This is a genomic window from Aeromonas sp. 603079 (assembly GCF_049172135.1).
Taxonomy (GTDB): domain Bacteria; phylum Pseudomonadota; class Gammaproteobacteria; order Enterobacterales; family Aeromonadaceae; genus Aeromonas; species Aeromonas veronii.
The window spans coordinates 222,864-247,077 of record NZ_JAAKPX010000002.1 but is presented as its reverse complement, the minus strand read 5'-3'; the positions used below and the strand labels follow the sequence as shown (position 1 = coordinate 247,077).

Annotated in this window: 20 protein-coding genes and 1 other RNA gene; 14 read left to right on the top strand and 7 right to left on the bottom strand. The window is 53.2% G+C overall.

From position 1 onward, the window contains the following. Positions 1-205 precede the first annotated feature (205 nt). From G5287_RS02280 to G5287_RS02255, 6 genes are all read left to right on the top strand, one after another. Complete coding sequence (locus tag G5287_RS02280) at positions 206-1,159, top strand: sugar kinase (RefSeq protein WP_216951757.1); 954 nt, start codon at positions 206-208, stop codon at positions 1,157-1,159. Beyond that, positions 1,156-1,797 (top strand): bifunctional 4-hydroxy-2-oxoglutarate aldolase/2-dehydro-3-deoxy-phosphogluconate aldolase, encoded by a 642-nt coding sequence (locus G5287_RS02275; protein WP_254204212.1) that lies wholly within the window; start codon positions 1,156-1,158, stop codon positions 1,795-1,797. The genes G5287_RS02280 and G5287_RS02275 overlap by 4 nt, the downstream gene beginning before the upstream one ends. Further along, positions 1,794-2,390 carry a DJ-1/PfpI family protein gene (locus G5287_RS02270; protein ID WP_216951756.1) on the top strand — a complete coding sequence of 199 codons (597 nt, stop codon included), beginning with the start codon at positions 1,794-1,796 and terminating at the stop codon, positions 2,388-2,390. The genes G5287_RS02275 and G5287_RS02270 overlap by 4 nt, the downstream gene beginning before the upstream one ends. A gap of 279 nt (positions 2,391-2,669) precedes the next feature. Beyond that, positions 2,670-4,223, top strand: coding sequence for a sulfatase-like hydrolase/transferase (locus tag G5287_RS02265; protein WP_216954427.1), 1,554 nt, complete (start codon positions 2,670-2,672; stop codon positions 4,221-4,223). A gap of 40 nt (positions 4,224-4,263) precedes the next feature. Then, a complete protein-coding gene (locus G5287_RS02260; RefSeq protein ID WP_101150273.1) occupies positions 4,264-4,983 on the top strand; it encodes an oligogalacturonate-specific porin KdgM family protein in 720 nt (239 codons plus the stop codon). 70 nt (positions 4,984-5,053) lie between these two features. Then, positions 5,054-7,510, top strand: a complete 2,457-nt coding sequence (locus G5287_RS02255; protein ID WP_421230728.1) for a polysaccharide lyase 8 family protein — start codon at positions 5,054-5,056, stop codon at positions 7,508-7,510. Between the two features lie 145 nt (positions 7,511-7,655). On the opposite strand, the gene fdhF is transcribed toward G5287_RS02255, so the two are convergent. Together fdhF and G5287_RS02245 are read right to left on the bottom strand one after the other, a co-directional pair. Next, entirely contained in the window at positions 7,656-11,822 is a 4,167-nt protein-coding gene (fdhF, locus tag G5287_RS02250) for a formate dehydrogenase subunit alpha (RefSeq protein WP_421230727.1), read from the bottom strand. Positions 11,823-12,303: 481 nt separating this feature from the next. Then, positions 12,304-12,738, bottom strand: coding sequence for a hypothetical protein (locus G5287_RS02245; RefSeq protein ID WP_216951753.1), 435 nt, complete (start codon positions 12,736-12,738; stop codon positions 12,304-12,306). 361 nt (positions 12,739-13,099) lie between these two features. On the opposite strand from G5287_RS02245, the gene G5287_RS02240 reads away from it, so the two are divergent. The 3 genes from G5287_RS02240 to G5287_RS02230 all read left to right on the top strand — a co-directional run bounded on the left by G5287_RS02240 (position 13,100) and on the right by G5287_RS02230 (position 14,735). Then, on the top strand, positions 13,100-13,690 hold the full coding sequence (locus tag G5287_RS02240; RefSeq protein WP_421230726.1) for a class I SAM-dependent methyltransferase: 591 nt from the start codon (positions 13,100-13,102) through the stop codon (positions 13,688-13,690). Beyond that, a complete protein-coding gene (locus G5287_RS02235) occupies positions 13,674-14,117 on the top strand; it encodes a hypothetical protein (protein WP_421230725.1) in 444 nt (147 codons plus the stop codon). The genes G5287_RS02240 and G5287_RS02235 overlap by 17 nt, the downstream gene beginning before the upstream one ends. 111 nt (positions 14,118-14,228) lie before the next feature. Then, complete coding sequence (locus tag G5287_RS02230) at positions 14,229-14,735, top strand: HNH endonuclease (protein ID WP_421230724.1); 507 nt, start codon at positions 14,229-14,231, stop codon at positions 14,733-14,735. Between the two features lie 75 nt (positions 14,736-14,810). On the opposite strand, the gene ssrA is transcribed toward G5287_RS02230, so the two are convergent. Further along, positions 14,811-15,170: a transfer-messenger RNA gene (gene ssrA, locus G5287_RS02225) on the bottom strand. Between the two features lie 166 nt (positions 15,171-15,336). Further along, on the bottom strand, positions 15,337-15,825 hold the full coding sequence (smpB, locus tag G5287_RS02220) for an SsrA-binding protein SmpB (protein ID WP_005334498.1): 489 nt from the start codon (positions 15,823-15,825) through the stop codon (positions 15,337-15,339). Positions 15,826-15,994: 169 nt separating this feature from the next. On the opposite strand from smpB, the gene G5287_RS02215 reads away from it, so the two are divergent. After that, entirely contained in the window at positions 15,995-16,429 is a 435-nt protein-coding gene (locus G5287_RS02215) for an SRPBCC family protein (RefSeq protein ID WP_005334496.1), read from the top strand. Beyond that, entirely contained in the window at positions 16,422-16,769 is a 348-nt protein-coding gene (locus tag G5287_RS02210) for an RnfH family protein (RefSeq protein ID WP_005334494.1), read from the top strand. The genes G5287_RS02215 and G5287_RS02210 overlap by 8 nt, the downstream gene beginning before the upstream one ends. Positions 16,770-16,850: 81 nt before the next feature. Here G5287_RS02210 and G5287_RS02205 read toward each other — a convergent pair whose 3' ends face one another. Then, positions 16,851-18,125 carry an amidohydrolase gene (locus G5287_RS02205; protein WP_421230723.1) on the bottom strand — a complete coding sequence of 425 codons (1,275 nt, stop codon included), beginning with the start codon at positions 18,123-18,125 and terminating at the stop codon, positions 16,851-16,853. A gap of 179 nt (positions 18,126-18,304) precedes the next feature. Continuing rightward, positions 18,305-20,761 carry an acyl-CoA dehydrogenase FadE gene (gene fadE / locus G5287_RS02200; RefSeq protein WP_421230722.1) on the bottom strand — a complete coding sequence of 819 codons (2,457 nt, stop codon included), beginning with the start codon at positions 20,759-20,761 and terminating at the stop codon, positions 18,305-18,307. A gap of 256 nt (positions 20,762-21,017) precedes the next feature. Here fadE and lpcA point away from each other — a divergent pair, with 256 nt between their 5' ends. The 3 genes from lpcA (at position 21,018) to G5287_RS02185 (ending at position 23,197) form a co-directional block, all read left to right on the top strand. Then, entirely contained in the window at positions 21,018-21,596 is a 579-nt protein-coding gene (gene lpcA / locus G5287_RS02195; protein WP_005334485.1) for a D-sedoheptulose 7-phosphate isomerase, read from the top strand. A 164-nt stretch (positions 21,597-21,760) separates the two neighbouring features. Further along, positions 21,761-22,570 carry a class II glutamine amidotransferase gene (locus G5287_RS02190; protein WP_421172031.1) on the top strand — a complete coding sequence of 270 codons (810 nt, stop codon included), beginning with the start codon at positions 21,761-21,763 and terminating at the stop codon, positions 22,568-22,570. Positions 22,571-22,861: 291 nt separating this feature from the next. Further along, the gene (locus G5287_RS02185) at positions 22,862-23,197 is read left to right on the top strand and encodes an Hpt domain-containing protein (RefSeq protein ID WP_005353511.1); all 336 of its coding nucleotides are present in this window, start codon (positions 22,862-22,864) and stop codon (positions 23,195-23,197) included. Between the two features lie 39 nt (positions 23,198-23,236). On the opposite strand, the gene G5287_RS02180 is transcribed toward G5287_RS02185, so the two are convergent. After that, entirely contained in the window at positions 23,237-24,151 is a 915-nt protein-coding gene (locus G5287_RS02180) for a gluconeogenesis factor YvcK family protein (RefSeq protein ID WP_201937091.1), read from the bottom strand. Positions 24,152-24,214 lie beyond the last annotated feature (63 nt).

Genomic DNA, 24,214 nt, shown 5'->3' with positions numbered 1-24,214 from the left:
GTCATTTCGTTTCGTTATTCTTCCATTGTAGTTTAAATCGAAACTATTGGGGCATGATGTGTTCCAGTGCCAGTAAGATACTTGCAACATGGAACGTGTTTGCTCGTTGCAAACTTATGAACTGGGTATGCGGGAATGCGTCAACTCTTTCACTGATAGTAAATGGTGACTCATATGTACCTTACGATTAAGGTGAATAACTCAAATGGATAAACAACCTGATGGTATCGCGCTTCTCGGTGAGTGCATGGTTGAATTGAGCGGACCTGCATTCGGCATTCAGCAGCAAGCGTTTGGGGGCGATACCCTGAATACCGCTATTTATCTCTCTAGATTATTACCAGATCTATTTCCTCGTTATGTTACTGTACTGGGCCATGATCATTACAGCAATGGTATGTTGGAACGTTGGAAAGAAGAGCAGATAGATTGCTCTATGATATTGCGAGATCAGAAGCGGCTTCCTGGCCTGTATGCCATCGAGATAGATAAGCAGGGGGAGCGTTGTTTCCATTATTGGCGTAATGAATCCGCAGCACGTTTTCTCTGTCAGCATGAGAAATTTACATCATGTATGGATAAACTACATAGTTTAGAGTTGCTTTACCTCTCTGGGATCAGTATCGCTATTTTACCTGAAGAGGATAAGGAGATATTGATTTTGGCTTTACAGTCACTTAAAGCCGCTGGTGTCACGATTGTATTTGACTCAAATTATCGTCCTCGTCTCTGGAATAATCATGCTCATGCGGCAATGTGGATTAATCGGTTATATCAACTGTGTGATATTGCGTTGGTAACTGCAGATGATGAAAGTTTGCTGCTGGATGAACCTCAGAGTTCAGAGATGATTATTGAGCGTTTGCACCATCTTGGTGTTAGCCAAGTTATTATCAAATTGGGTAAAGAAGGTGCTATGTGGTCCGTACTGAATGTTGGCTGTGGATTGAGTCGAGGTGAACAGGTCCAGAATGTGATCGATACGACAGCTGCTGGTGATTCGTTTAACGCGGGGTTTTTGGCTGCTCGACATCATAAGCTATCGGTAGCGGAGTGTTGCCGATGGGGTAACAAGGTCGCTGCAGAAGTTATACAGCATCGAGGCGCCATCATTGGCCGCCACTATATTGAGACGTTAACGAAGGAGTTGAAATCATGATGAGCAGGTGGCAAGAGCGGTTGGGGAAATTAAAAGTAGCCCCGGTGATTCAGATCGACAATGCCATGGATGCAGCCATGTTGGGTTCAACTTTGGTTGAAAATGGTTTGCCTGCTGCCGAGATCACCTTTCGCACTCCAGCAGCAGCAGAAGCTATTCGTCAAATAAAGGCAACAATCCCTGATATTATTCTTTGCGCTGGAACAGTATTGACACGGGAGCAAGCGGATCAAGCTATTAGTGCCGGTGCTGACTTTGTGATCAGTCCCGGATTGAATCCAAATATTGTTAAATACTGTCAGGATGCAGAGATCGGGATTATTCCAGGTGTAAATAATCCTAGCCAAATAGAACAGGGGTTGGAGCTGGGACTTCAACTATTGAAATTCTTTCCCGCAGAAGCCTCTGGTGGTGTAGCTATGCTGAAGTCGCTGGCAGGACCATATCCCCAAGTTAGATTTATGCCTACTGGAGGAATTAACTTGAGTAATTTGCTGAGCTATCTGGCATTGCCGCAAGTATTAGCCTGCGGTGGTACTTGGATTGCCACTCCGTCAGCTATTAATGGTCATGATTGGGACTCTATTGGTCTTAATGTGAAAAATACTATCAGTTTGATTTCTAAGGGTTCCGTATGAATGGTTTTAAACATGTGGCGGTGCTATTGGCTGATGGATTCGAAGAGGCTGAAGCGGTCGTATTTATCGATATAATGCGAAGGCTGGATATTAAAGTAGATGTACTCTCATGCATGGCAATAACAAAAATATCAACATATTTCGGTACCAGAATTGAGGCTGATGCTCTTCTGGATGAAAGGGTAGATTTTCTGTATGACGCCATTATGATGCCTGGTGGCCCCAAAGGAACCGACAATCTTTTTGGTTCTTTATATGTTCACAAGTTCATTACAAATCATATTGCTAACAATAAATTAATTTGTGCGCTTTGTTCTTCAGGTGCAAAGGTTCTTGCTGCACATAACTTGTTACAACATCATCAATATACCTGTGGCAGCGGATTGGAGAAGAAGTTTTCTGATGGTGCATATGTTGATAAAAAAGTTGTTGTGGATGGGCAGTTCATCACAGGCAAGGGCCTCGGTGTCAGTTTTGAATTTGCATTTACTGTTGCCCATCACTTATTAAGTGACAATCAAGCTAAGGTAGATTGGCAAGCACAACATATCTATTTTGAACATTGGCCGCTGTCTGAATTGGATAATGGTTAGTTTTGGCAAGGTGCTGATGGTTTATTGGGAATGTAAAAGTCATCTCTTCGGGGATGATTTTTTACATCTATTCTCACTTCACTTCACTTCACTTCACTTCACTTCACTTCACCTGATCTGCCACTGTCTTTTTTTGAAATAAAAAGCACACGCCAGCGCTTTCATTTTGTTTGTGTGATCTTGGGCACTATGCCTTTTCTTTCTTTTGGTTATCATTCAACTGTTGGCAAGAGTTGAAAACAAAGGTATCGAAATTCTCTATCATTTCTGGAGTGAAACATGTCCATCTCTCGGCGTGATTTGCTGAAGGGACTAGCGGCAACCGGCGCGGTCGCTATGACTTCATCAATTTCAGGGTGTCAAACATCACTAAGTGGAGGCGCATCCACTGGGCGTATCAATGGAAAAACAAATCTATTAGTTGTATTTCCAGATGAGATGAGAGCTCATGCTCTTGGATTTATGGGGCAAGACCCATCATATACCCCTAATATAAATAGATTTGCGAAAGAGAGTGTTGTTCTTCGGCAAGCTGTATCCAATTTTCCGCTTTGTACCCCATTTCGTGGTATGTTGATGACGGGGCAATATCCATATCGTAATGGTATACAAGGTAACAGCCATACTGGTATGCCTGGCCAGTTTGGCGGAAAAGACTTTGGTATTGAGTTGAAAAAAGGCTCGGTGACTTGGTCAGATATTCTGAGCCAGCAAGGCTACTCAATGGGGTATATTGGTAAATGGCACCTCGATGCCCCCAGTGCGCCTTTTATTCCAAGTTATAATAACCCAATGGAGGGACGTTATTGGAATGATTGGACGGCACCGGATCGTCGACATGGTTTTGATTTTTGGTATTCATATGGTACGTATGATAAGCATATGTCACCTATGTATTGGGCCAATAATACTCCTCGTGATAATCCGATAAAAGTAAATCAGTGGAGTCCTGAACATGAGGCCGATATTGCGATAAAATATCTCCGTAATGAAAATGGGTCTTATCGCGATAAAGATAAGCCATTTGCACTTGTAGTATCAATGAATCCCCCCCACTCCCCATACGATGAGATACCCAAAAAATATCTAGATAAGTTTGATGGGAAGACATCGAAAGAATTGAATAGTAGGCCAAATGTTCAATGGAATAAAGAGTATCTAGAAGGATATGGTCCCCAGTATTTCAAAGAATACATGGCTATGGTTCATGGTGTTGATGAACAATTCGGAAGAATATTGGATGAGTTGGATAGCCTAGGGTTGAAAAATGATACATTAGTTGTATTTTTTTCAGATCACGGTAGTTGTATGGGTTCAAATGGTGAACCGACAAAAAATGTTCATTATGAGGAATCGATGAGGATTCCAATGATTTTTAGGTTGCCAGGGAAACTAAAACCAAAACAAGATGACTTACTTTTTTCTGCTCCTGACATATATCCAACAATATTCGGGTTACTCGATTTTGAAGCATTAATACCCGATACGGTAGAAGGGAATAATTATGTTAAAACCCTGAGGGGGGAAGCTGGTGATGTTGTGCCGACATCACAGTTTTATACTTTCATGCCATATGGTGCGCAATCATATGGCCGACGTGGAATTAGAACTGAACGCTATACGATGGTTATCGATCGGAAGATAGGTAAGTCGTTGACATATATTTTGCATGATAATCATAACGATCCTTATCAATTGCATAATATTGCTAGTAATAACATGGATTTGATTAATCAATTAACAGAAAACGAACTAATCCCATGGTTAGAGCATACTGGTGATCCATGGCGTCCAACAGAGGTGCCTGTTGGCGTATTGAAAACATATTCATAACATATTGTAAAAATAATAATTGGAAACAGGAGTTATTTAAATGAAAGGCTATGTCAAATTTTTACCTATTGCTTTGCTTTCTCTTTCGATTAGTCAGGCATGGGCAAATGATTATAAGACAACGGTGGAATATCGTCATGGTTATGCTGATGGCTCGAAAAAACATGACGATAGGTTTAAGGTTTATGTTGATACGGGGAAAAATATAGGATTTGAGCTTGATGCTCGATATGGTAACAGTAATCCATCCCAAGTTTTTGATTCTACATATCTTGACGGCTCTGAGTTATGTGCATTTTATTATAAAGCCTTAAATAAAAATTTGACGGGCTTGGTTGGCTCTTCATTCGATGTATCATCAAATGGTGCTGTTCATATTCCATTTGTAAGGTTGAATTATAGCTTCGATAATGGTTTTAGAGTTCAAGGTCGTTATAAATGGAAGTTTTGGGATTATGAAACGATAAATCCAGTCACAAATTATGGGTATCGTTCTAAAATACAAGAATTTGATGCATGGGTTGGTTATAAATATAATGATTTTGACTTTGAATATCAGCTCGATTTGTTTAAGCAAATGGCGAGTGGTGCAATGCCAGAATTTAATGGGAAGGAGTATGATACTCAGCATAATATTAAAGTTAGTTATGCAATAGATAAAAATTGGAAACCATTTTTTGAGGTTGGCAATCTTAGAGAAGATCGTTATTCAGATAACCGGCAAACTCGCTATCGTATTGGTATAAAATATACATGGTAAGGTGATTAATATGCATAAATAAAGCTGGTGGTTAATTTCTTCAGCTTTATTTTTAATTGAAAGGAGTAAGATGATGGGTTCTATAAAAAAAATTGCACTGCTTACATTTTTTATGAGTAATCTAACCGCAGCTCATGAGTTGGCACCGGATTATAAGGTTTTGGCTGATAAATGGACTGAGGCCATTATTGGTGTGTCAGGTCAAGAGTATGATAGCTATCAACTTGGCATGATCAATAAAGTTAATCAGGATGCGGTAAAGTACCTCAGTTCCTTGATTGTAACTGATACTAGGAATTCGCTTTGGAGCGATCTTCCATTCGATTATGCTAATGGTGGCAAGGTTGTTGGCCCGAATATTAGAGCATCAATGCTCAGATTGCTCACTATGGCAAAGGCATATCACTTCCCAGGTGAATTACAAGGAAATAGTATTTTGCTATCAAGCATTATCAGTTCCTTGGATTATTTGGTTAAGGAACACTATAAAGTTGGAGCGTTGGAATATGGCAACTGGTGGGATTGGGAGATTGGTATACCAAAAACGACAAATGATATATTGACCTTGATTTATCCTGATCTTACATCTGAACAAATTAAAAATTATACAGAAGCCAGTAGATATTTTTCGCCATTGCCAGACCGGAATGGTGTTAGTGAAGGGGCTAGCGCTTCCAGCAATCCTGTTAATCGTGAAGCTACAGGTGGCAACCGTACTGATATGGTACAAATTGTACTTGTGCGTGGAATAATTTCGGAGAGAGAAGACGAGATTAAAAACGCACTAAATGTATTACCTCAAGTTCTGGATCCTGTAACAACGGATGATGGATTTTATCATGATGGATCCTTTATCCAGCATGGTGATATTCCATACACTGGTACTTATGGTAATGTTTTACTTGAAGGTGTTGGTAAGGTGATGAATCTAATGGCTAATTCAAAATGGCCTGCAGACGATCCAAAGCTATTAAGAGTGTATAATATTCTGTATAAAAGTTTTTTCCCTTTTATGTATTCTGGACAAATGCTGGATATGCAAAATGGTCGAGCTATTGCCAGAGGTGAGCGGCAAAATCATGTAGAAGGTCATGCAGTTTTGGCATCTATGTTTAGATTCATTGATGCAGCAACCATAAATGATAGAAATAAAATATCAGAATTTATAAAAGGGCAAATCATTTCAGATAATACAAAGGGTTTTTTGCAAGGGCAGCAAGATTTCGTTATTTATAATAAAGCAAAAAAATTAATTGAAGATACAAGCATACATCCTGTAGTTCAATCTCCTCAGGCATCTTATTTTCCAGACATGGACCGATTTGTTTATCAAGGAAACGGTTATACTTTTGCCCTGGCATTGCATTCTGCCAGAGTCGGAAATTTTGAGTGTATGAATAATGAGAATAGAAAAGGTTGGTTTACTGGTGATGGTGCGACCTATCTATATAATGCAGATCTTCTGCAATATACTGACTATTGGCCTTTGATTAACCCATACCGGGTTTCTGGTACTACCATTGATTTAACCGAATCGTTGGGTGATTGCACAAATAATAATAAAGTCGCATCGAGAGTTGGTAAAAACAAGCAGGTTAATATGCAGAGAGTTGGTGGTGCTGCATACAAAACATTAGCTGCTATTGGTGCTGACTTCCATAATCATAATGATAGTATCAGTGCATTGAAGTCTTGGTTTGTTCTTAATAACAAAATTATAGCTGTTGGCTCAGATATTCGCAGCAATGAGAATGTCGAGATGGGAACGATAATTGACAGTAGGAAATTAAATGCAAATGGAACTAATAAAGTAGAGGTAAATGGTGTTTCTATTTCGCCTGATGTAAAGGAAGAGTATAACAATGTAACTTCATTTCTTGTTGAAGGGAATGTTCATGGGGCTAATGTAGGTTATTGGTTCCCGAAAGGGACAGACATTGTAATGGAGAAAAAACGCGTCTCTGCTAATTGGTCGGATATAGGTACAACAAAAAAAGCGGTCAATGGGTATACGTTAGCGTCATTTATTCCACAGGACGAGCATGTGTCTGGCTACCAGTATGTTATTTTAAATGGAGTCAATAGCCATGAGTTAAATGAGTATGCCAATAATCCAGATATTAGAGTGACTCGCTCAGATAATAAAGCACATATTGCAGAGGATACCAATGGGGAAAACATATTAGCCAATTTGTGGGGTAATGATGAGGTTTCTGTTGGAGGTATTAAAATATCATCTCCAGTATCTATTATATTAAATAAAGACTTTGATACATTGACACTAAGCCTTAGTGATCCAACAAGAACATTAACACAAGTTGAATTAATCACAGATGCTAACTTTAATGTTAAAGTTGATCCGGAAGGACGAATTAGTGTTAAAGGTGATACTGTGACTGTTAATCTTGAGTCGTTAAGCGGAAGCACTTACCATTTTGCACTTGAGCGTGATAATAGTACCTATATTGACAGCTATCGAAGTGATGATAAGAGTGGTGGTGCAACCGTCGATGCTCTCACCAAGTAGTTCCTTGGCATATTTGGATTATGGAGTATGCACTAGGAACAATTAGTTATGTGAGTGTAAATGGATCTTGATTTTTGTAGAGAGCCACCCTTTGGGTGGCTCTTTTTATTGTGATTTATCCAGCTGATTGCGTAGTTTATTCCGGTCAGATGGTCTCCATCTCATGTTTGTCTGCTGAGGACAGGTGGCACTTTACCTTGTCGATGCGCACCGCCGCCACCTTGAATTCGGGGATCTTGGCGTGGGGGTCGGTGGCATTGATGGTAAGCCGGTTGGCCGGGGCTTCGGCGAAGTGGAACGGGATAAAGACCACGCCCGGCTGCATCCGTTTGGTGACGAAGGCGGGGAGTTCGATATGGCCGCGGCGGCTGGTGACTTTCACCCGCTCACTGTTGCTGATCCCCAACCGCTGGGCGTCCGCCACGCTCATCATCACCCGCGGGCCAGCCAGCTTGTCGAGCCCCCTGGTCTTGCGGGTCATGGTGCCGGTGTGGAACTGCTCCAGCAGGCGGCCGGTAGTGAGCACGATGGGATAGGTCTCGTCGGGCAGTTCGGCGGCATAGCGGAACGGGGTCGCGACCATCTCCCCCTTACCGCGGGTGAACTGCTTGCCGTGGAGCAGGCGAGTGCCTTCGGGCGCCACATCGTTGCAAGGCCACTGCAGCCCTTGCGCTCCCACCTTGTCCCACTGGATGCCGGCGTATTGCGGGGTAACCAGGCAGATCTCGGCGGTGATCTCCTGCGGGTTTTGATAGCGCCAGTTGCAACCCATGGCGTTGGCGATCTGCTGGATGATCCACCAATCCTCCCGCGCGTCACCCGGCGCCTTGAGGGCGGGGGAGATGCGCTGCACCCGCCGCTCGGTGTTGGTGAAGTGGCCGCTCTTCTCGGCAAAGGAGCAGGAGGGGAGCACCACATCGGCGAGCTGGGCAGTTTCGGAGAGGAAGATATCCTGCACCACCAGAAACTCCAGCTGCTTGAGCCCTTCGATGACGTGATGTTGATCCGGATCGCTCAACACCGGGTTTTCACCCATCACATAGAGCCCCTTGATGCTGCCCGCACAGGCGGCATCTATGGTTTCGGTGAGGGTTAGGCCGGGCGTGCGCGGCAAGTCAGGCTGCTGCCAGGCGGCTGCGAAGCGGGCATGAACCTCGGGGTTGGCCACCTTCTGATAGCCGGGCAGGCAGTTGGGCAGTGCCCCCATGTCACAGGCTCCCTGCACGTTGGACTGGCCCCGCAGCGGATTGATGCCGCCCCCTTCGATGCCGATGTTGCCACACAGCAGTTGCAGGTTGGCGATGGCGCGCACGTTGTCATGGCCGGTAGTGTGCTGGGTGATCCCCATGGAGTAGTAGATGGCAGTGCGTTCGGCGGTGCCGATGAGGCGGGCGAGCTCGATCACCTGCTCGGCCGGCACGCCGGTGACAAGGGCTACCTTGTCTGGCGCATAGGCCGGGGAGAGTACCTCTGCTTGCAACTCCTCGAACCCTTCTACCCGTGCGGCGATATAGGTCTTGTCGTGCCAGTTGTTCTGGATGATCTGCTGCATCAGGCCGTTGAGCAGCATCACGTCGGTGCCGGGGCGGTGGGCCAGATAGAGGCTGGCGTGGTCGGCCATCTCGATCCGCTTCGGATCGGCCACTACCAGCCGCGCCTTGCCCGTGGTGACGGCTCGCTTGATATGGGAGCCGATGATGGGGTGGGCGGCCGAGGTGTCGGAGCCGATGATGAAGATGAGATCCGAGTGGTCGATGCTCGGGATGTCGTTGGTCATGGCGCCACTGCCTAGCGACGCCTCCAGCCCGGTAACGGTGGAGGCGTGGCAGAGCCGCGCGCAGTGATCCACGTTGTTGGTACCAAGCTCCCGGCGCATGAACTTCTGGAACAGGTAGTTCTCTTCGTTGGTGGTTTTGGCCGACGAGAAACCTGCCAGCGCATCGCTGCCATAGCGCTGGCGCAGGGCGGTGAAGCGCTCGGCGACCAGAGCGATGGCCTCCTGCCAGCTGGCAGGCACCAGCTCGCCATTTTTACGGACAAGCGGGGTAGTGAGGCGCTCCTCGCTCTGGATAAAGTCAAAGCCGAAGCGCCCCTTGACGCAGAGCAGCCCCTGATTGACCGGTGAGTTGCGGTTCCCCTCCACATAGCGGATACGGTTGCGCGCCTCATCGACATAGAGGGTGACACCGCAGCCGACCCCGCAGTAGGTGCAGATGGTATTGACCGGCGTGAGCAGCTCGGTGCGCCCCTGTGACTTGTCGCGGGCATCCACCAGGGCGCCGGTGGGGCAGACCTGTACACAGGCGCCGCACTGCACGCAGTGGGAGTCGCCCATTGCCAGCCCGGCATCAAACTGCGGGCGGTTTGAGAGGGTGCCATCGCTGTTTTTGGCAAAGTGCAGCACCCCTTGTACCGCCTGTTCGCCACAGGTCTGCACGCACTGGCCGCAGCCGATGCAGCGGTTGGCATCGAACACGATAAATTCGCTGCTGTTATCCACTGCAAACTTCTGGCACTGGCTGGTATCGAGGGCGCGCTGGTCGACCTTGTATTCAGTGGCGTAGTCGCGCAGGGCACAATCGGTGTTGGCCTGACAGCCGCACTCCAGGCAGCGGCTGGCTTCGCTGCGGGCATCCTGGTCACTGATGCCGCGCTCTACCTCGGCAAAGCTGCCCTCGCGATCCTTATCTGCCAAATGAGGCATGATGCTGCGGGCGACTTTTTTCAGGTGAGCAAACTGGGCGGGATCCACCTGCTTGAGTTTGGGTGCCTTGCAGGCGTTGAAGGGGTGCACCGGATCGACCATATCCCCATGGAGGAACTGGTCGATGGCCAGTGCGGCCTTGCGGCCATCGGCGACCGCCTCGATGGCGGTCGCCGGTCCACGGCGCAGATCGCCGATGGCAAACAGGTTGCCGTGACCGCTGTGCATGGTCTCGGGATGGGACTCCAGCGTCTGCCAGCGGGTGAAGGGGAGGGTGAGGGGCTCCCCCTCCATAAAGCTGAGATCCGGTTGTTGGGAGACCGCCGCAATCACGGTATCGAACTCTTCGACAAGGTACTCGCCGGTGGGCTCCGGGCGGCGGCGACCGGAGGCATCCGGTTCGCCGAGGGCCATCTTCTCGAGACGCACCTGACAGACGCGACCACGGCTGTCCGGCAGATTCTCCACCGGATTGGTCAGCATCATGAAGCGCACCCCTTCGTGCTCCGCCTCGTCGATCTCGTACGCTTCGGCGGGCATCTCGGCGCGGGTGCGACGATAGATAAGGGTGGTTTCCGCTCCCAGCCGAATGGCGGTACGGGCGCAGTCGATGGCGGTGTTGCCACCACCGATCACCGCCACCCTCTTGCCGGTGGTGAGCCGCTTGGCCAGCATCCGATCCTTGAGGTAATCGACCCCGAGATAGCAACCGGCCAGGGTGCTGCCCGGGTAATCCATCGGCACCGCCTTGGAAGCGCCAACCGCCAGACAGACCGCATCATAGTCGCGGCACAGCTCCGAGAGGGTGATTTGGTGGCCCAGTCGCTGCCTGGTGTGGATCCGCATGCCACTTTGGCACATCAGGTCGATCTCCTGATCGAGGATCGCCTTGGGCAGCCGGTATTCAGGGATGCCGTAGCGCAGCCAGCCACCCGCTTCGGGCATCGCCTCGAACAGATCGACCTCGAACCCTTCGTAACCCAGATAATAGCCGCAGGTGAGACCGCCCGGGCCGCTGCCGATAATGGCCACCCGCTTGCCCTTGGCGGGCTTCTTTGCCGGTTGATAGGGGGCAACCTCGGCCAGATCGAGATCGGCGGCATGGCGCTTGAGCTGACGAATGGCCAGCGGCTCATCCACCAGCGCACGGCGGCACTCCGCTTCACAAAAAGCGGGGCAGATCCGGCCAATGGAGAGGGGCATCGGCAGGGTCTGCTTGATGACGGCCATCGCCGCCTCGTGCTCCCCCATGGCGAGGTGGTGCAGATAGGATTGAATGTCCACCCCGGCCGGACAGGCGCGTTGGCAGGGGGCTTCGCAATCGGCGTAGTGATCTGCGAGGATGCGGCCGAGCGCCTGCTGACGGTGCGCGCGCAGGGCATCGCTTTGGGTCGTGACCATCATCCCTGCCTTGGGGCGCGTCTCGCAGGCGCACCGGATGCCGAGCCCGGCAATCTCGACCACGCAGAGATCGCACGGCGTTTTGGGAGCGCTGGTGTTGTCACTGCACAGGGAGGGGATATCGATCTGGTGCTGTTTGGCTATCTGGAGCAGGGTTCTGGTCGGGTCAACCGTCAACTGAGCCCCATCGAGGGTGATGGTGATCATGGCGTCATAAACTCGCTTTCAAGGCGCAGAAAATGCTGCATCTGGCAGAGCCAGCAGGGGAAGCGACAGGGAGGATCGCTTGGTATCTTCTCACCATACCAAAGACGGCATTCAACTTTATTTGATTTAACTCAGGTTCTTTGCCTAAAAAGAAAACGATTTCAATGGTGGTGATATCCGTGGAGGACGCTCTGGACTTTGACTGCCTATGTTGAGTTAAAACATCGCATTTCCTGCACTTTTATGGCCATTAAAGCAACCGTAAGCTGTATGTGATATGGAGATTACTCATGATGGCACGATGAGGGATATCCTAAAATATGCAACTTTTGTTTCGGTTTGTGGCGCAGGGCAAGCGACATTGGAAATAGCCGAACTGGCTGCACCTTGCGATCGGCAAAATGAATACAGATATGGCTCTGGATGGGCCATCTGATGAAAATTGCCGCTGGTCACCGTTTTGCTGTACTGAGACCTGATGTTACAACTCCAACTCAATGATTGGGATCTCCCAGCGCTCGATGCATATCTGGGGTTGATACTCTTCTTTCTCCTGTTCTTTACGTCGTTCCACCAGAGCAATCACTCGGGCTTCACGGATGCTATTCATGTCGAATTTCCAGGTCTCTTCGCCGAGCAGGGAGAGGCGAGCTATTTCGTGATTCTGGTGATACACATGAAGCTTGTTGTTTTTATCGGGAGCGATACGCACGGCATCGCCAACCTTTATCTGACTGAGCAGGCGGTGGATAGGATGAGTCTCGCTACTGCGTCCGGCATAGCCCAACACCAGTTGCGACATACCCATCATGGCGAAGCGGCGTAGTCTGTCCGGTCGGGTTGCGTTAGGTCTCTGCACGTAGCAGTGGGAGGCGATCAGTGGAATATGGGGGTTACGTTGATCGTGGCGAGCCATGAGAACCAGCCTTTCGATAGCACGAGTCATCCCCAAACAGGGCCACGACATCAGTCGAGTTCATTAATAGCCATCTCCATCTGGCGTTGACCTCTCATGGCGATAATAAGTGCCAAGAGATCAGTGAGTTGGACAAATATTACCCGAAATGTTGAGCGGTGGCATCATTCAGAGCCCTCTGGCCGCGCTTCTTTTGGCTGGCATCCCGTTTTTGTAAATGCCTCTGCCCCCTCAATCGTTCATGTGTGGAAAGTGTCGTCCTTGTCATGGTCAACCCACTGATCTTGTTGGACTATTTCTCTTACTTCTCCGATCGGAACGCATAGTGTCCCTCGATTACTAGCAGCGCCACGCCACCGAATTGGCGACCCGTTACCAGCAGGTATCTGCGCGCACTGTTCATTGCGACTGGCTCACTCTGCTGGAGCCTTGGCTTTTGGCTGCACCGCGCAGGGTGTTTGATGTGGGGGCTGGCAGTGGTCGGGATGCCGCGTTTTTAGCGGGGCTCCATCAGGGCAACACTGTGGTCGCTGCCGAGCCCTGTCAGTCACTCGCTCTACAAGGTCAATGTCATACCTGTGAGGCTGCAGTTGCGTGGGTCAATGACGCTATGCCGGCTCTCTCTCGCGTGACCGGTACTTTTGATCTGATTTTGCTCAGTGCTGTCTGGATGCATCTCCCCCCGGAGTCTCGTCCCTTGGCGCTGGCACGTCTTCATGAGCTGCTCTCACCAGATGGTTATCTGGTATTGAGTCTTCGTTTGGTTATCTCGGAGCAGGATATGCGGGAGCGAGCCATGTATCCGGTAGCTGTCGATGAGGTGGAGCGGCTTGCATTGGAGGAGGGGATGACACTGCTCCATGTGTCAGAACCACAGGAGGATGCCTTGGCGCGTAGCGGCTTGAGTTGGCAGAGTCTGATCCTTGGGGGTGAACATGCACGCCTCCCCTGAGCAACAACTCGCTTTTATTGCCTATCTGCAACGCATCTTTACCGAAGGCGATTTTGTGGCCACTTACAAGTGCGCCTTGCTTCACGGGATTGCAGATATCGCGATTGAACGCAGTACCGAGACCCATGATCTGACCGCGGCGCGCACTATTACGCTGGACGAACTGGCCACCAAGTTTGTGGAGCTTTATTGGCAGCACAGTCTGCCCTACTCGGCGACGGGAGAAACGGCTACCTTGCTCAAACAGAGCAGCGGTCGTCAGGCCATCATGCTGACGGAGTTGTCCCGGCTGCGTGCAGAGGGGGTCCGCTCGGTAACTGCACTGCGTCGTCACGACGCCTGGCGGCCTCTTCTTGCCCGAGTTCGGCGCATCCTTGTTGAGGGGCCCTTGTGGCGTCTGCAGATATTGGGTGGGCGAGAGGAGTGACACCTCTATCCTCATCAAAGGGGCGCGGATCATATCTGCCTGAACCCCGGCATTCTCTACTGTCTCCACCGCTTTTACGATCTGGTGGTCTCCCTCTCCCGACAGCATTGGTTGCAGCTTATCTGCGACATCAAGGGGAATCAGCCACTGATTGGCCCCAGTGTAGGGCTGGAGAATTTTCTCTTTGGTTCAAGCCGTCAGGCGCTGGGGCGAGTGGGGGAGGTTTTGAGGGACTTGCAGGCGGGAACCTGTTTTTACTGTAACAAGGCGATACACGGGAATGGCGAGGTAGACCATTTCATCCCCTGGCGTCGTTATCCAATCGATTTGGGCCACAACTTCGTACTGGCACACGCCAACTGTAACCGGAGCAAACGGGATTTTCTCGCCGCTCCCGAGCACAGGGATGCCTGGTACGAGCAGAATATCCTGACTCACGGGGCGTACCTCACTGACGAGCTGGCCCCTCTGGTGAGCGTCGACGCCGTGCGTTCTACCGCCATCGCCACTTGGGCCTATCAGCAAGCACTCCGTGAGCATGCTAGGTTGTGGCGTGGTATTGACCAGTTTGTTGACGTCACAGCCCCCAGTGTGAATATTCCCCTGCGCTTTCTGTGAGACGTTGAGGCTTTCACGCTAGATAAACTCGATAAAAAAGGGCCACCTCTTGCGAGGTGGCCCTTTCCAAACGTTTGGTGGAGCTGGGGGGATTTGAACCCCCGTCCAAAATTACTACATCCTTGGCACTACATGCTTAGTCACTCTTTACATTCGCCAACCCGCTGCGGAGAGACACGCCACGAATTGACTAGCTCGATTGGTTTTAATGCTTCCGCCCCGAGCAGGACTTCCACACGATCCTGTGAAGGATGACCTTCCGATTCCCTAGGACACAGGCAAGCTAGGGTAGAAGGGCTCTATGCAGGTTATTAAGCTGCTAGTGCGTAGTTTTCGTCGTTTGCGACTATTTTTTTGCGGTTTATTAACGAGGCCTACCGCACCTCGGCATGCACCTTGGGTTTCGTGAATCTTGTCGAATCCAGAATCAGCCCCAAGTTGTTAATTGCGATTGTACGCAAAAATGCTGTCATAGCAAGGCGTTGATACCCATTCCCTCTGGCAGCCAGTCTGTTTGCCGATTTATTGTACGCAGCTGAGCCTGAAGAGCCAGCTGCGCCGGGGGAAGGTGAACTGGCGTTCTGATCCTGCCAGTCGCAGGTTAGCCGCGATGCTTGTTCTTCATGATGCGGGCTTTCTCTCGATCCCATTCGCGGGCCTTGGTATCTTCGCGCTTGTCGTGCTCTTTCTTGCCCTTCACCAGGCCGATCTCGACCTTGACCCAGCACTGTTTCCAGTAGAGGGCGAGGGGAACTATAGTGTAGCCCTGACGGGCGATCAGGCTTTCGAGCTTGTCGAGTTCACGACGGCTCAGCAGCAGTTTGCGGGTGCGGGTCGGGTCACATACCACATGGCTGGAGGCCGCTTGCAGTGGCAGGAAGCTGGAGCCGAACAGATAGGCCTCGCCATCGCGGAAGATGACATAGGCTTCACTGATGTTGGCCTTGCCCGCCCGCAGGGATTTGACTTCCCACCCTTGCAGGGACAGACCCGCTTCGATCTTCTCTTCGATGAAGTATTCGTGGCGCGCGGTTCTGTTGAGTGCAATGGTGCTGGACCCGGCTTTGTTTTTACTGTTTTTTTTGCTCATGACGGGCGATTTCCGGCAATGACTAGGAGGCTCGTATTATACGTAGGCAGGGACGGCTGTAAAACGCGCAGCAGGTCAAGTGGTGGCTTTCTGAGCGGTTTGGCTGAGGTTTTACCTCCACAACCCCAAACATGGTGATAAAATCGCGCCGATTGGATGAGGAAAAGCCATGCCCCGAATTACGCGCAGTGCCCTGGTGATGTTCAGTGCAGAACAGATGTTCAAGTTGGTTAACGATGTGGATGCCTACCCGCAGTTTTTGCCCGGCTGTGTCGGCAGCCGTGTCCACGAGGCTGGCGATGACTACATGATGGCGTCGGTCGATGTGGCCAAGGCGGGGATTGCCAAGACCTTTACTACCCGCAATCAGCTGGATGTGAACCGCCAGATCAGGATGGAGCTGGTGGATGGCCCGTTCCGCAAGCTGGCGGGCTGGTGGACCTTTACCCCGCTTGATGTCGACGCCTGCAAGGTGGAGTTTGATCTCGATTTCGAGTTTACCTCCAAGCTCATCGAGGTGGCCTTTGGTCAGGTATTCCGCGATCTGGTGAGCTCCATGGTCTCCGCCTTCTCCAACCGGGCGAAGGAGGTCTACGGTGTCTGACCAGCTCAATATCGAGGTTGTCTATGCCTTGCCGCAGCAGCAGACGGTGATTGCCCTGCGGGTGGCGCCCGAGACCTGCGTGCTGGCGGCCATCGAGCAGTCCGGCATCGTGCAAAAGCACCCCGAGATTGACTTGTCGGTCAACAAGTTCGGCATCTACAGCCGCCCGGTGAAAGGGAGCGAGCCGCTGCACGACGGCGATCGTATCGAGATCTACCGCCCGCTCATCGCCGATCCCCGCGAGATGCGCAAAAAGCGGGCCGAGAAGGCCAAAGAGGAGGGGAGAGCCGATAGCGTGACCGGTGGTCGCCCCGATGTGCATCGCAAGCACCGCGAGTAGCGCTCAGGTTTTTCTTGCAGAAAAAAGGCGCCGAGGCGCCTTTTTTTGATCCCGTTAGCTGGTGAGCTGGCCGAGGGGATATCAAGAGAGGGCTGCTTCTGTCACGCCCAGCCGGGCGCGTGCCCAGGCGGCCAGCAGCTCGACCCCGCTTTGCATCACCCGCTCATCGAAATCGAATTCGTTGTGATGGTGCGGCGCCGCCAGATCGGCCCCCAGGATCAGGTAAGCCGCTTCGCCCCCCTGCTTTTGCACCCGCTCCATCAGAAAACCGGCATCTTCGCTGGCGCCAAAGCGGCGAGTCTGGATGGTGGCAAGCCCTTGCTTGCGGGCCAGCGCCGCCAGCTCGGCCTGCAGTGCCGGGCTGTTGTCGAGGGCAATGGCCTCACCCTGCTTGATGATGCGATAGGTGACACCGTGGGCGAGGGCAGTCCCTTCGACGATGCGCTGTACCTGACTGAACATATAGTCGTTGAGCGTGCTGTCGGCGCCGCGGGTCTCACCGCGCAGCTCGGCGTGATCGGGGATGACGTTGCGGCCGCTGCCAGCGTGGAGCTGGCCGACGTTGATACGGGTCATGCCGTCGCGGTGGCGGGGAATGCCGAGCATGGCGGTAGTGGCCATGCAGGCGGCTGCCAGCGCATTGCTGCCAGCGTTGGGTTCGAGCCCTGCGTGGGCGGCGGAGCCCATAAAGTGGACGTCGAACTTGGTGGAGCAGAGGAACTCGGTGGGGTTGATCACCAGCTCGCCGCTGCCAGCGTGAATACCGATATGGAGCGAGAGCAGGGCATCCACGTCATCGAGTGCCCCCCCGGCGGCCAGCGCCTTGCCACCGCGGCACCCCTCTTCGGCGGGCTGGAAGAAGAGCTTGATGCGGCCGCACAGCTGCTCCTTCATCGCCATCAGGCTGCTGGCCAGCCCCATGCCGATGGCGGTGTGGCCATCGTGGGCGCAGGCGTGCATCCACCCCTTGTTGTGGGAGGCAAAACCCTCCTGCTGCGGCTGGTGCTGTTCGGCATCGGACTCTTCCACCTCCACCGCGTCGATATCGAAGCGAAAGGCCAGGGTCGGGCCGGGACGGCCGGTATCCAGCTCCCCCATCAGCCCGGTGACATCGCCGATCCGCTCCAGCCAGTCGGGATGGGCTCCCTGACGACGGGCGCGAGCCTTCTCGGCCGCCACATCCACATCACGGCCCATCATCAGATTGCTGGCCAGCAGTTTGTCGCCGAGCACAATGCGATAACCGAGCTCGCTCAAATGGTGGGCAATCAGGCTGGTGGTGCGAAACTCTTTCCAGGCGGCTTCTGGCAGGCGGTGCAGGTCGCGGCGCCACAGGATCAGGTGCTCAAGGGTCATCTTGGCTTCCTTGGTGATTCGATTTGTCGGCTATTGTGCCTTTTTTCCCGGCTGACCACACGGGGGCTGCAGCTGGTCGGGGGAGCTGTGCGTGCGAGTGGTGGCTGTGAGGGCCGTGAATAGTGGCGAGCGCCCATAAAAAACGCCTCCACAAGGGAGGCGTTGTCGATAGCTGGTTATCAGGCCGCGTGATGGTAAGCGGAGGCTTCAAACAGCTTCTTGTTGGCCACCAGATCGATGGGGTCAAAATCATCGACGTTGATGGTGCGCAGGCGACTTACCTCGGCGCGGCGCAGCAGCTCGGCTTCGCTCTGGGTCAGTACGCCAGCGGCCAGGCCGATGTCGGCCACCTTGTCCAGCGCCATGAAGGGACGCTTGATACCATCGCTCTTGCAGACTTTCTCGAACAGCGGCTCGGCGGCCAGCACGTCATCGAGCGCCTGCTCCAGCAGACCGAAGGGGTTGCCCTCTTCGCGAGTCAGGTATTGGCCCTTGGCCAGGCGGCTGCGAGTTTCGCTCGGGGTTTGCAGCAGACGGGCCACTTGTTGGTCCAGCTTGTCGCATGGACGGTTCAGGTCACGACCCAGCGGCAGCACCACGGCGCGCAGGGCAAGCCCAATCCAGCGGTTCGGGAAGTTGCGCAGCAGCTCGTCGATCGCCTCTTGGGCCTTGAACATGGCATCTTGCAGTGCCCAGTGCAGCAGCGGCAGGTCGGCCTGCTGGCGTCCCTCGTCCTGATAGCGCTTTAGGGCGCTGGAGGCCAGATAGAGCTGGCTCAGCACGTCGCCAAGGCGGGCGGAGACCCGCTCTTTGCGCTTGAGCTCGCCACCCAGGGTGCCCATCGCCATGTCTGACAGGAACGCCAGGTTGGCCGAGAGCCGGGAGAGCTGCTGGTAGTAGCCCTTGGTCTGATCCTTGTACGGGGCCGCGGCAAAGCGGGCGCCGGTGATACCGAGCCAGAAGCTGCGCACCAGGTTGCTGATGGCAAAGCCGACGTGGCTGAATACCGCCTTGTCGAAATCCTTCAGCGCCTGCTCCTTGTCGGGATGGCTGGCAGCCAGCATCTCCGGCAGTACATACGGGTGGCAGCGGATAGCGCCCTGACCGTAGATGATCATGCTACGGGTCAGAATGTTGGCCCCTTCTACCGTAACGGCGATGGGCGCACCCTGATAGCCACGGGCCAGATAGTTGTTGGGGCCCATGCAGATGGCCTTGCCGCCGTGGATGTCCATGGCATCGATGATGCACTTCTGGGCACGGTCGGTGAGGTGGTATTTGACGATGGCGGAGATGACCGAGGGTTTCTCGCCAAGGTCGATACCGGTCACGGTCAGGTTGGCTGCGGCGCCCATGATGTAGGCGTTGCCACCGATGCGGGCCAGCGGCTCTTCAATCCCTTCCATCTTGCCGATGGGCAGCTTGAACTGGCGACGGATGCGGCTGTAGGCGCCGCTTGCCAGGGCCAGCATCTTGACGCCACCTGTGCTGTTGGAGGGCAATGTGATACCGCGGCCAACCGACAGACACTCGACCAGCATGCGCCAGCCCTGACCAGCCATGGCCGGGCCACCGATGATGAAATCGAGCGGGACGAATACATCCTTGCCCTGGGTCGGGCCGTTCTGGAACGGCACGTTGAGCGGGAAGTGGCGACGGCCGATGCCGACACCCTTGATGTGAGTGGGAATGAGGGCGCAGGTGATACCGAGCTCTTCCTCTTCGCCCAGCAGGTGTTCCGGGTCACGCAGTTTGAAGGCCAGACCCAGCACAGTAGCAATGGGGGCGAGCGTGATGTAGCGCTTGTTCCAGGTGAGGCGCATACCGAGCACCTCTTTTCCTTCCCACTCACCCTTGCAGACGATACCGAAGTCGGGGATGGAGCCGGCGTCAGAGCCCGCTTCCGGGCTGGTCAGGGCGAAGCAGGGGATCTCTTTACCTACCGCCAGGCGGGGCAGGTAGTAATCTTTCTGCTCGTCGGTGCCATAGTGCTGCAGCAGTTCGCCCGGGCCCAGCGAGTTGGGCACGCCGACGGTGGAGGCGAGCACGGCGCTGGCTCCGCACAGTTTTTGCAGGACGCAGGACTGGGCGTAGGCCGAGAACTCCAGACCGCCATATTTCTTCTTGATGATCATGGCGAAGAACTTGTTGTCCTTCAGGTATTGCCACACCTCGGGGGAGAGATCCGCGCGCTCGTGGGTCACTTCCCAGTCGCTCACCATGCGGCACACTTCCTCGACCGGACCATCCATAAAGGCCTGTTCTTCGGCAGATAGGGTGCTGACCGGAATGGCGTGCAGTTTTTTCCAGTCCGGGTTGCCCGCGAACAGATCGGCTTCCCACCAGGTTGTGCCCGCTTCGATCGCTTCTTTCTCGGTGCGGGACATCTCCGGCATGATCGATTTGTAGATCTTGAACAGCGGCTTGGTTATTTGATTGCGGCGAAATTCCACCAGATTGAGCGGGATGGCGATCACCGCGAACAGCGCCCATACCAGCAAGGGCACATGACCATAGATGGCGCCAAGCGCCAGGGCGGCGCCGGTGACCAGGGTGGAGATGAACAGGGATGCCCGGCGATAGGCCAGGGCTCCGATAACCAGGATCACCCCGAGCAGAGTGAGGGTCGTCGTCATTGCTTGCTCCTTGCGTGTATAAATGTGCCAACTTGGTGTAACTCATCCAGAGGTCTGACCTGTTGGATATGGCCCCTGTTGTAATTCATACGCACAAAGTTATCAAGCTGTTTACATCTTCATTACCTTCTCTCTGTGATCCCCATAACGCTCACGCGCCGCCAGCGCTGTGGCTCGCAGGGGGGCGACTGTGCGATTCGCTTGTGCGAGAATAGCCGCGATCTACACGCACACTAAAAACAGTGGAAGAGACATCATGTACCAAGAATTGATCCGCAATGAACTGACCGAAGCTGCCAGCGTGCTGCAGGCCTTCCTGGCTGATGAGCAGAACCTGAAAAACATCGAAGCGGCCGCCAAACTGCTGGCTGACTCTTTCAAAGAAGAGGGCAAGGTGCTCTCTTGTGGCAACGGTGGCTCCCACTGTGACGCCATGCACTTCGCCGAAGAGCTGACCGGTCGTTACCGCGAGAACCGCCCGGGTTATGCCGGTATCGCCATCTCCGATCCGAGCCACCTCTCCTGCGTCTCCAACGACTTTGGCTATGACTATGTCTTCTCCCGCTACGTAGAAGCGGTCGGCCGCCGTGGCGACGTGTTGCTTGGCATCTCTACCAGCGGCAACTCCGGCAATATCCTGAAAGCCATCGAGGCGGCCCGCGCCAAAGGGATGAAAGTGATCGCCTTGACCGGCAAGGATGGCGGCAAGATGGCAGGTCTGGCGGATGTCGAGATCCGCGTGCCGCACTTTGGCTATGCCGACCGTATTCAGGAAGTGCACATCAAGGTGATCCACATCCTGATCCAGCTGGTCGAAAAAGAGATGGCCAAGTAATCAGGCTGTCACTACCAGACAAGGGCAACGCCGGTAGCATGGTTCGCCATCGGCCGGTTGTTGCCAGTCACAGGGGAAGAGATTGCGCCTTCCCCTGCTGTCTGTCGAACCAGCGTGCTGGTCGAACATGACACAAGCCAAATCATGAAAGGAGTCTGCCGGATATGTGCGAACTGCTCGGCATGAGTGCCAATGTGCCGACCGATATCTGCTTCAGCTTTACCGGGTTGATGCTGCGCGGCGGCAAGACCGGGCCCCACAAGGATGGCTGGGGGATCACCTTTTACGAAGGGAAGGGCTTTCGCACCTTCAAGGATCCCGAGCCCAGCGCCCAATCTCCCATCGCCAGACTGGTACAGGCGCTGCCCATCAAGAGCTGCGCTGTGGTCAGCCACATTCGGCAGGCCAATCGTGGCTGCGTGTCACTGGAAAATACCCACCCCTTTACCCGTGAGCTGTGGGGCCGTTACTGGACCTTCGCCCACAACGGTCAGCTGACCGGTTACAAGAAGCTGCCAACCGGTCGCCACCGTCCGGTAGGGGATACCGACAGCGAACACGCCTTCTGCTGGCTGCTCGACCGGTTGGAGCAGAAGTACCCCAAGCGTCCTGCAAACTTTCCCGCCATGTTTCGCTATATGGCCACCTTGTGTGATGAGCTCAGAGCATTCGGGGTGTTCAACATGCTGCTCTCGGACGGGGAGTATGTGATGAGCTACTGCAGCAACAACCTGCACTGGCTGACTCGCTGCGCGCCATTTGGCGAGGCGAGTTTGCTGGATGAGGAGGTGGTGATCGATTTCCAGAGCGAGACCACACCCAACGATGTGGTGACGCTGGTCACGACGCGGCCGCTGACCGGCAATGAGAACTGGATCAAGATGGCCCCCGGCGAATTCAATCTGTTCCGGCTTGGGGAGCGGGTGGCGACCAATCGGGTTGCGCTTGGGCAAGATAAAAAAATACCAGGGTAGATACCTACCCTGGTTCTTCGCAGCAGCCATAAAAGGCAAAAGGGATGAGAGGTGTTGCTGAGCATCATCACTCTGACGGCATTGAGTGTTGATCAATTGTTAATTTGTGGCAATCAAGTTGTTGTCTTGACGGGCGCTTGAGCATCGCTATTTCGATACTGATCACATTTTTTGCCACTTTATTCCCTGAGCCATCCAATCGGGTGCTTCATCACTGCCTGGTCGTGAGCCACGACATCGAAAACTATCTATAGTATGGTCTGTTTGAATACCGTTCTGGAGGAGCCTCGCATGGAGTGGGTGGATCGCAAGGTGTTGCAGCAGCTGGCAGAGGATATCGGTCCGGATATGCTGCCCGTGGTCATCGCAGTCTTTATTGAAGAGGTGGGCGAGCAGCTGAGTCAGCTCAGACCCCTCTATGAACAGGGAGAGTGGGAGGCGCTGGCTCGGGTGGCGCACAGCATGAAATCATCCTGTGGCAGCTATGGCGCCATGCCGAGTTATCAGCAGGTGATGGCACTTGAGATGGCCAGCAAGCAGGCCGATGTGGCAGAGGCAGAGCGCCAGTTGCAACTGCTGGAGGCCTCCTTGCCCCAAGTGCTCGCGTTTCTTGCCGATTATCAGTAACGGCGCCATGCAGGGGTGCCGGGGCGCAGTGACCGTTGCCTAACGCTGGTTGAGCAGTTGCTGGATGATCCGGTCCAGCGCCAGTTTAAGCTTCAATCGATCGTGCCGATGGGGCAGCTCAAGCTCGCCCAGCTCGGCTTCGATCACACGCCCTTGCCAGCCCCCCGCATCACCTGCGCCCTGTGGGGCCAGGATGGCATCCAGCCGACCCTGACCGACCCGGGATTCCAGCCAGCGACACTGACTCATCAGATCCAGCTGGCTGGCAGGGCCGTTTTCCGCCACCAGATTACAGACGAAAACCAGCATGGCGCTGCTCTCGTTGATGGCCTGGGCGATCTCGGCCAGCAGCAATGGCGGCATGATGGAGGTGAGGAAACTGCCCGGCCCCAGAATGATCATGTCCGCCTGCTGCAATGCCAGCACCGCTTCGCGGGTCGCTTGCACCTCCGGCATCAGGCCGAGGGAGAGGGGTGGTGTTGCCAGTTGATCGATGGATACCTCTCCCAGGATCTGGGTGCCACACTCCATATGGGCGCAGAGATCGGTGGGAAATTCAGACATGGGTAGCAATTGTGACTCTATTTTGAGCATGTCACTGATCAGCTTGATAGCATCAAGAGGACGGACACAGAGATTATCGAGCGCCAGCAGCATCAGGTTGCCAAGGTTGTGGCCCGCCAGCTCGCCTTTGCCGGCAAAGCGGTATTCGAACAACAGGCTGCCGATGCTGGGATCGGTGACCAGCTGGTTCAGGCAGTTGCGCAGATCGCCCCAGGCGATGCACTCCTGACTCTTGCGCAGGCGTCCGGTCGAGCCGCCATCATCTGTGGTGGTGACGATGCCGGTGAGCCGTTGACCGAGAAACGAGAGGGACGAAAGCACTCGTCCCATACCATGGCCACCACCGATGGCAACGACCCGATCGAAGTCATTGATGTTTTTTTGCCACATATGGGCGTCCTGTCATTGGTCTCAGTTGACCGCTATGTTAGCAAGCGAAGCGAGATAATTGTT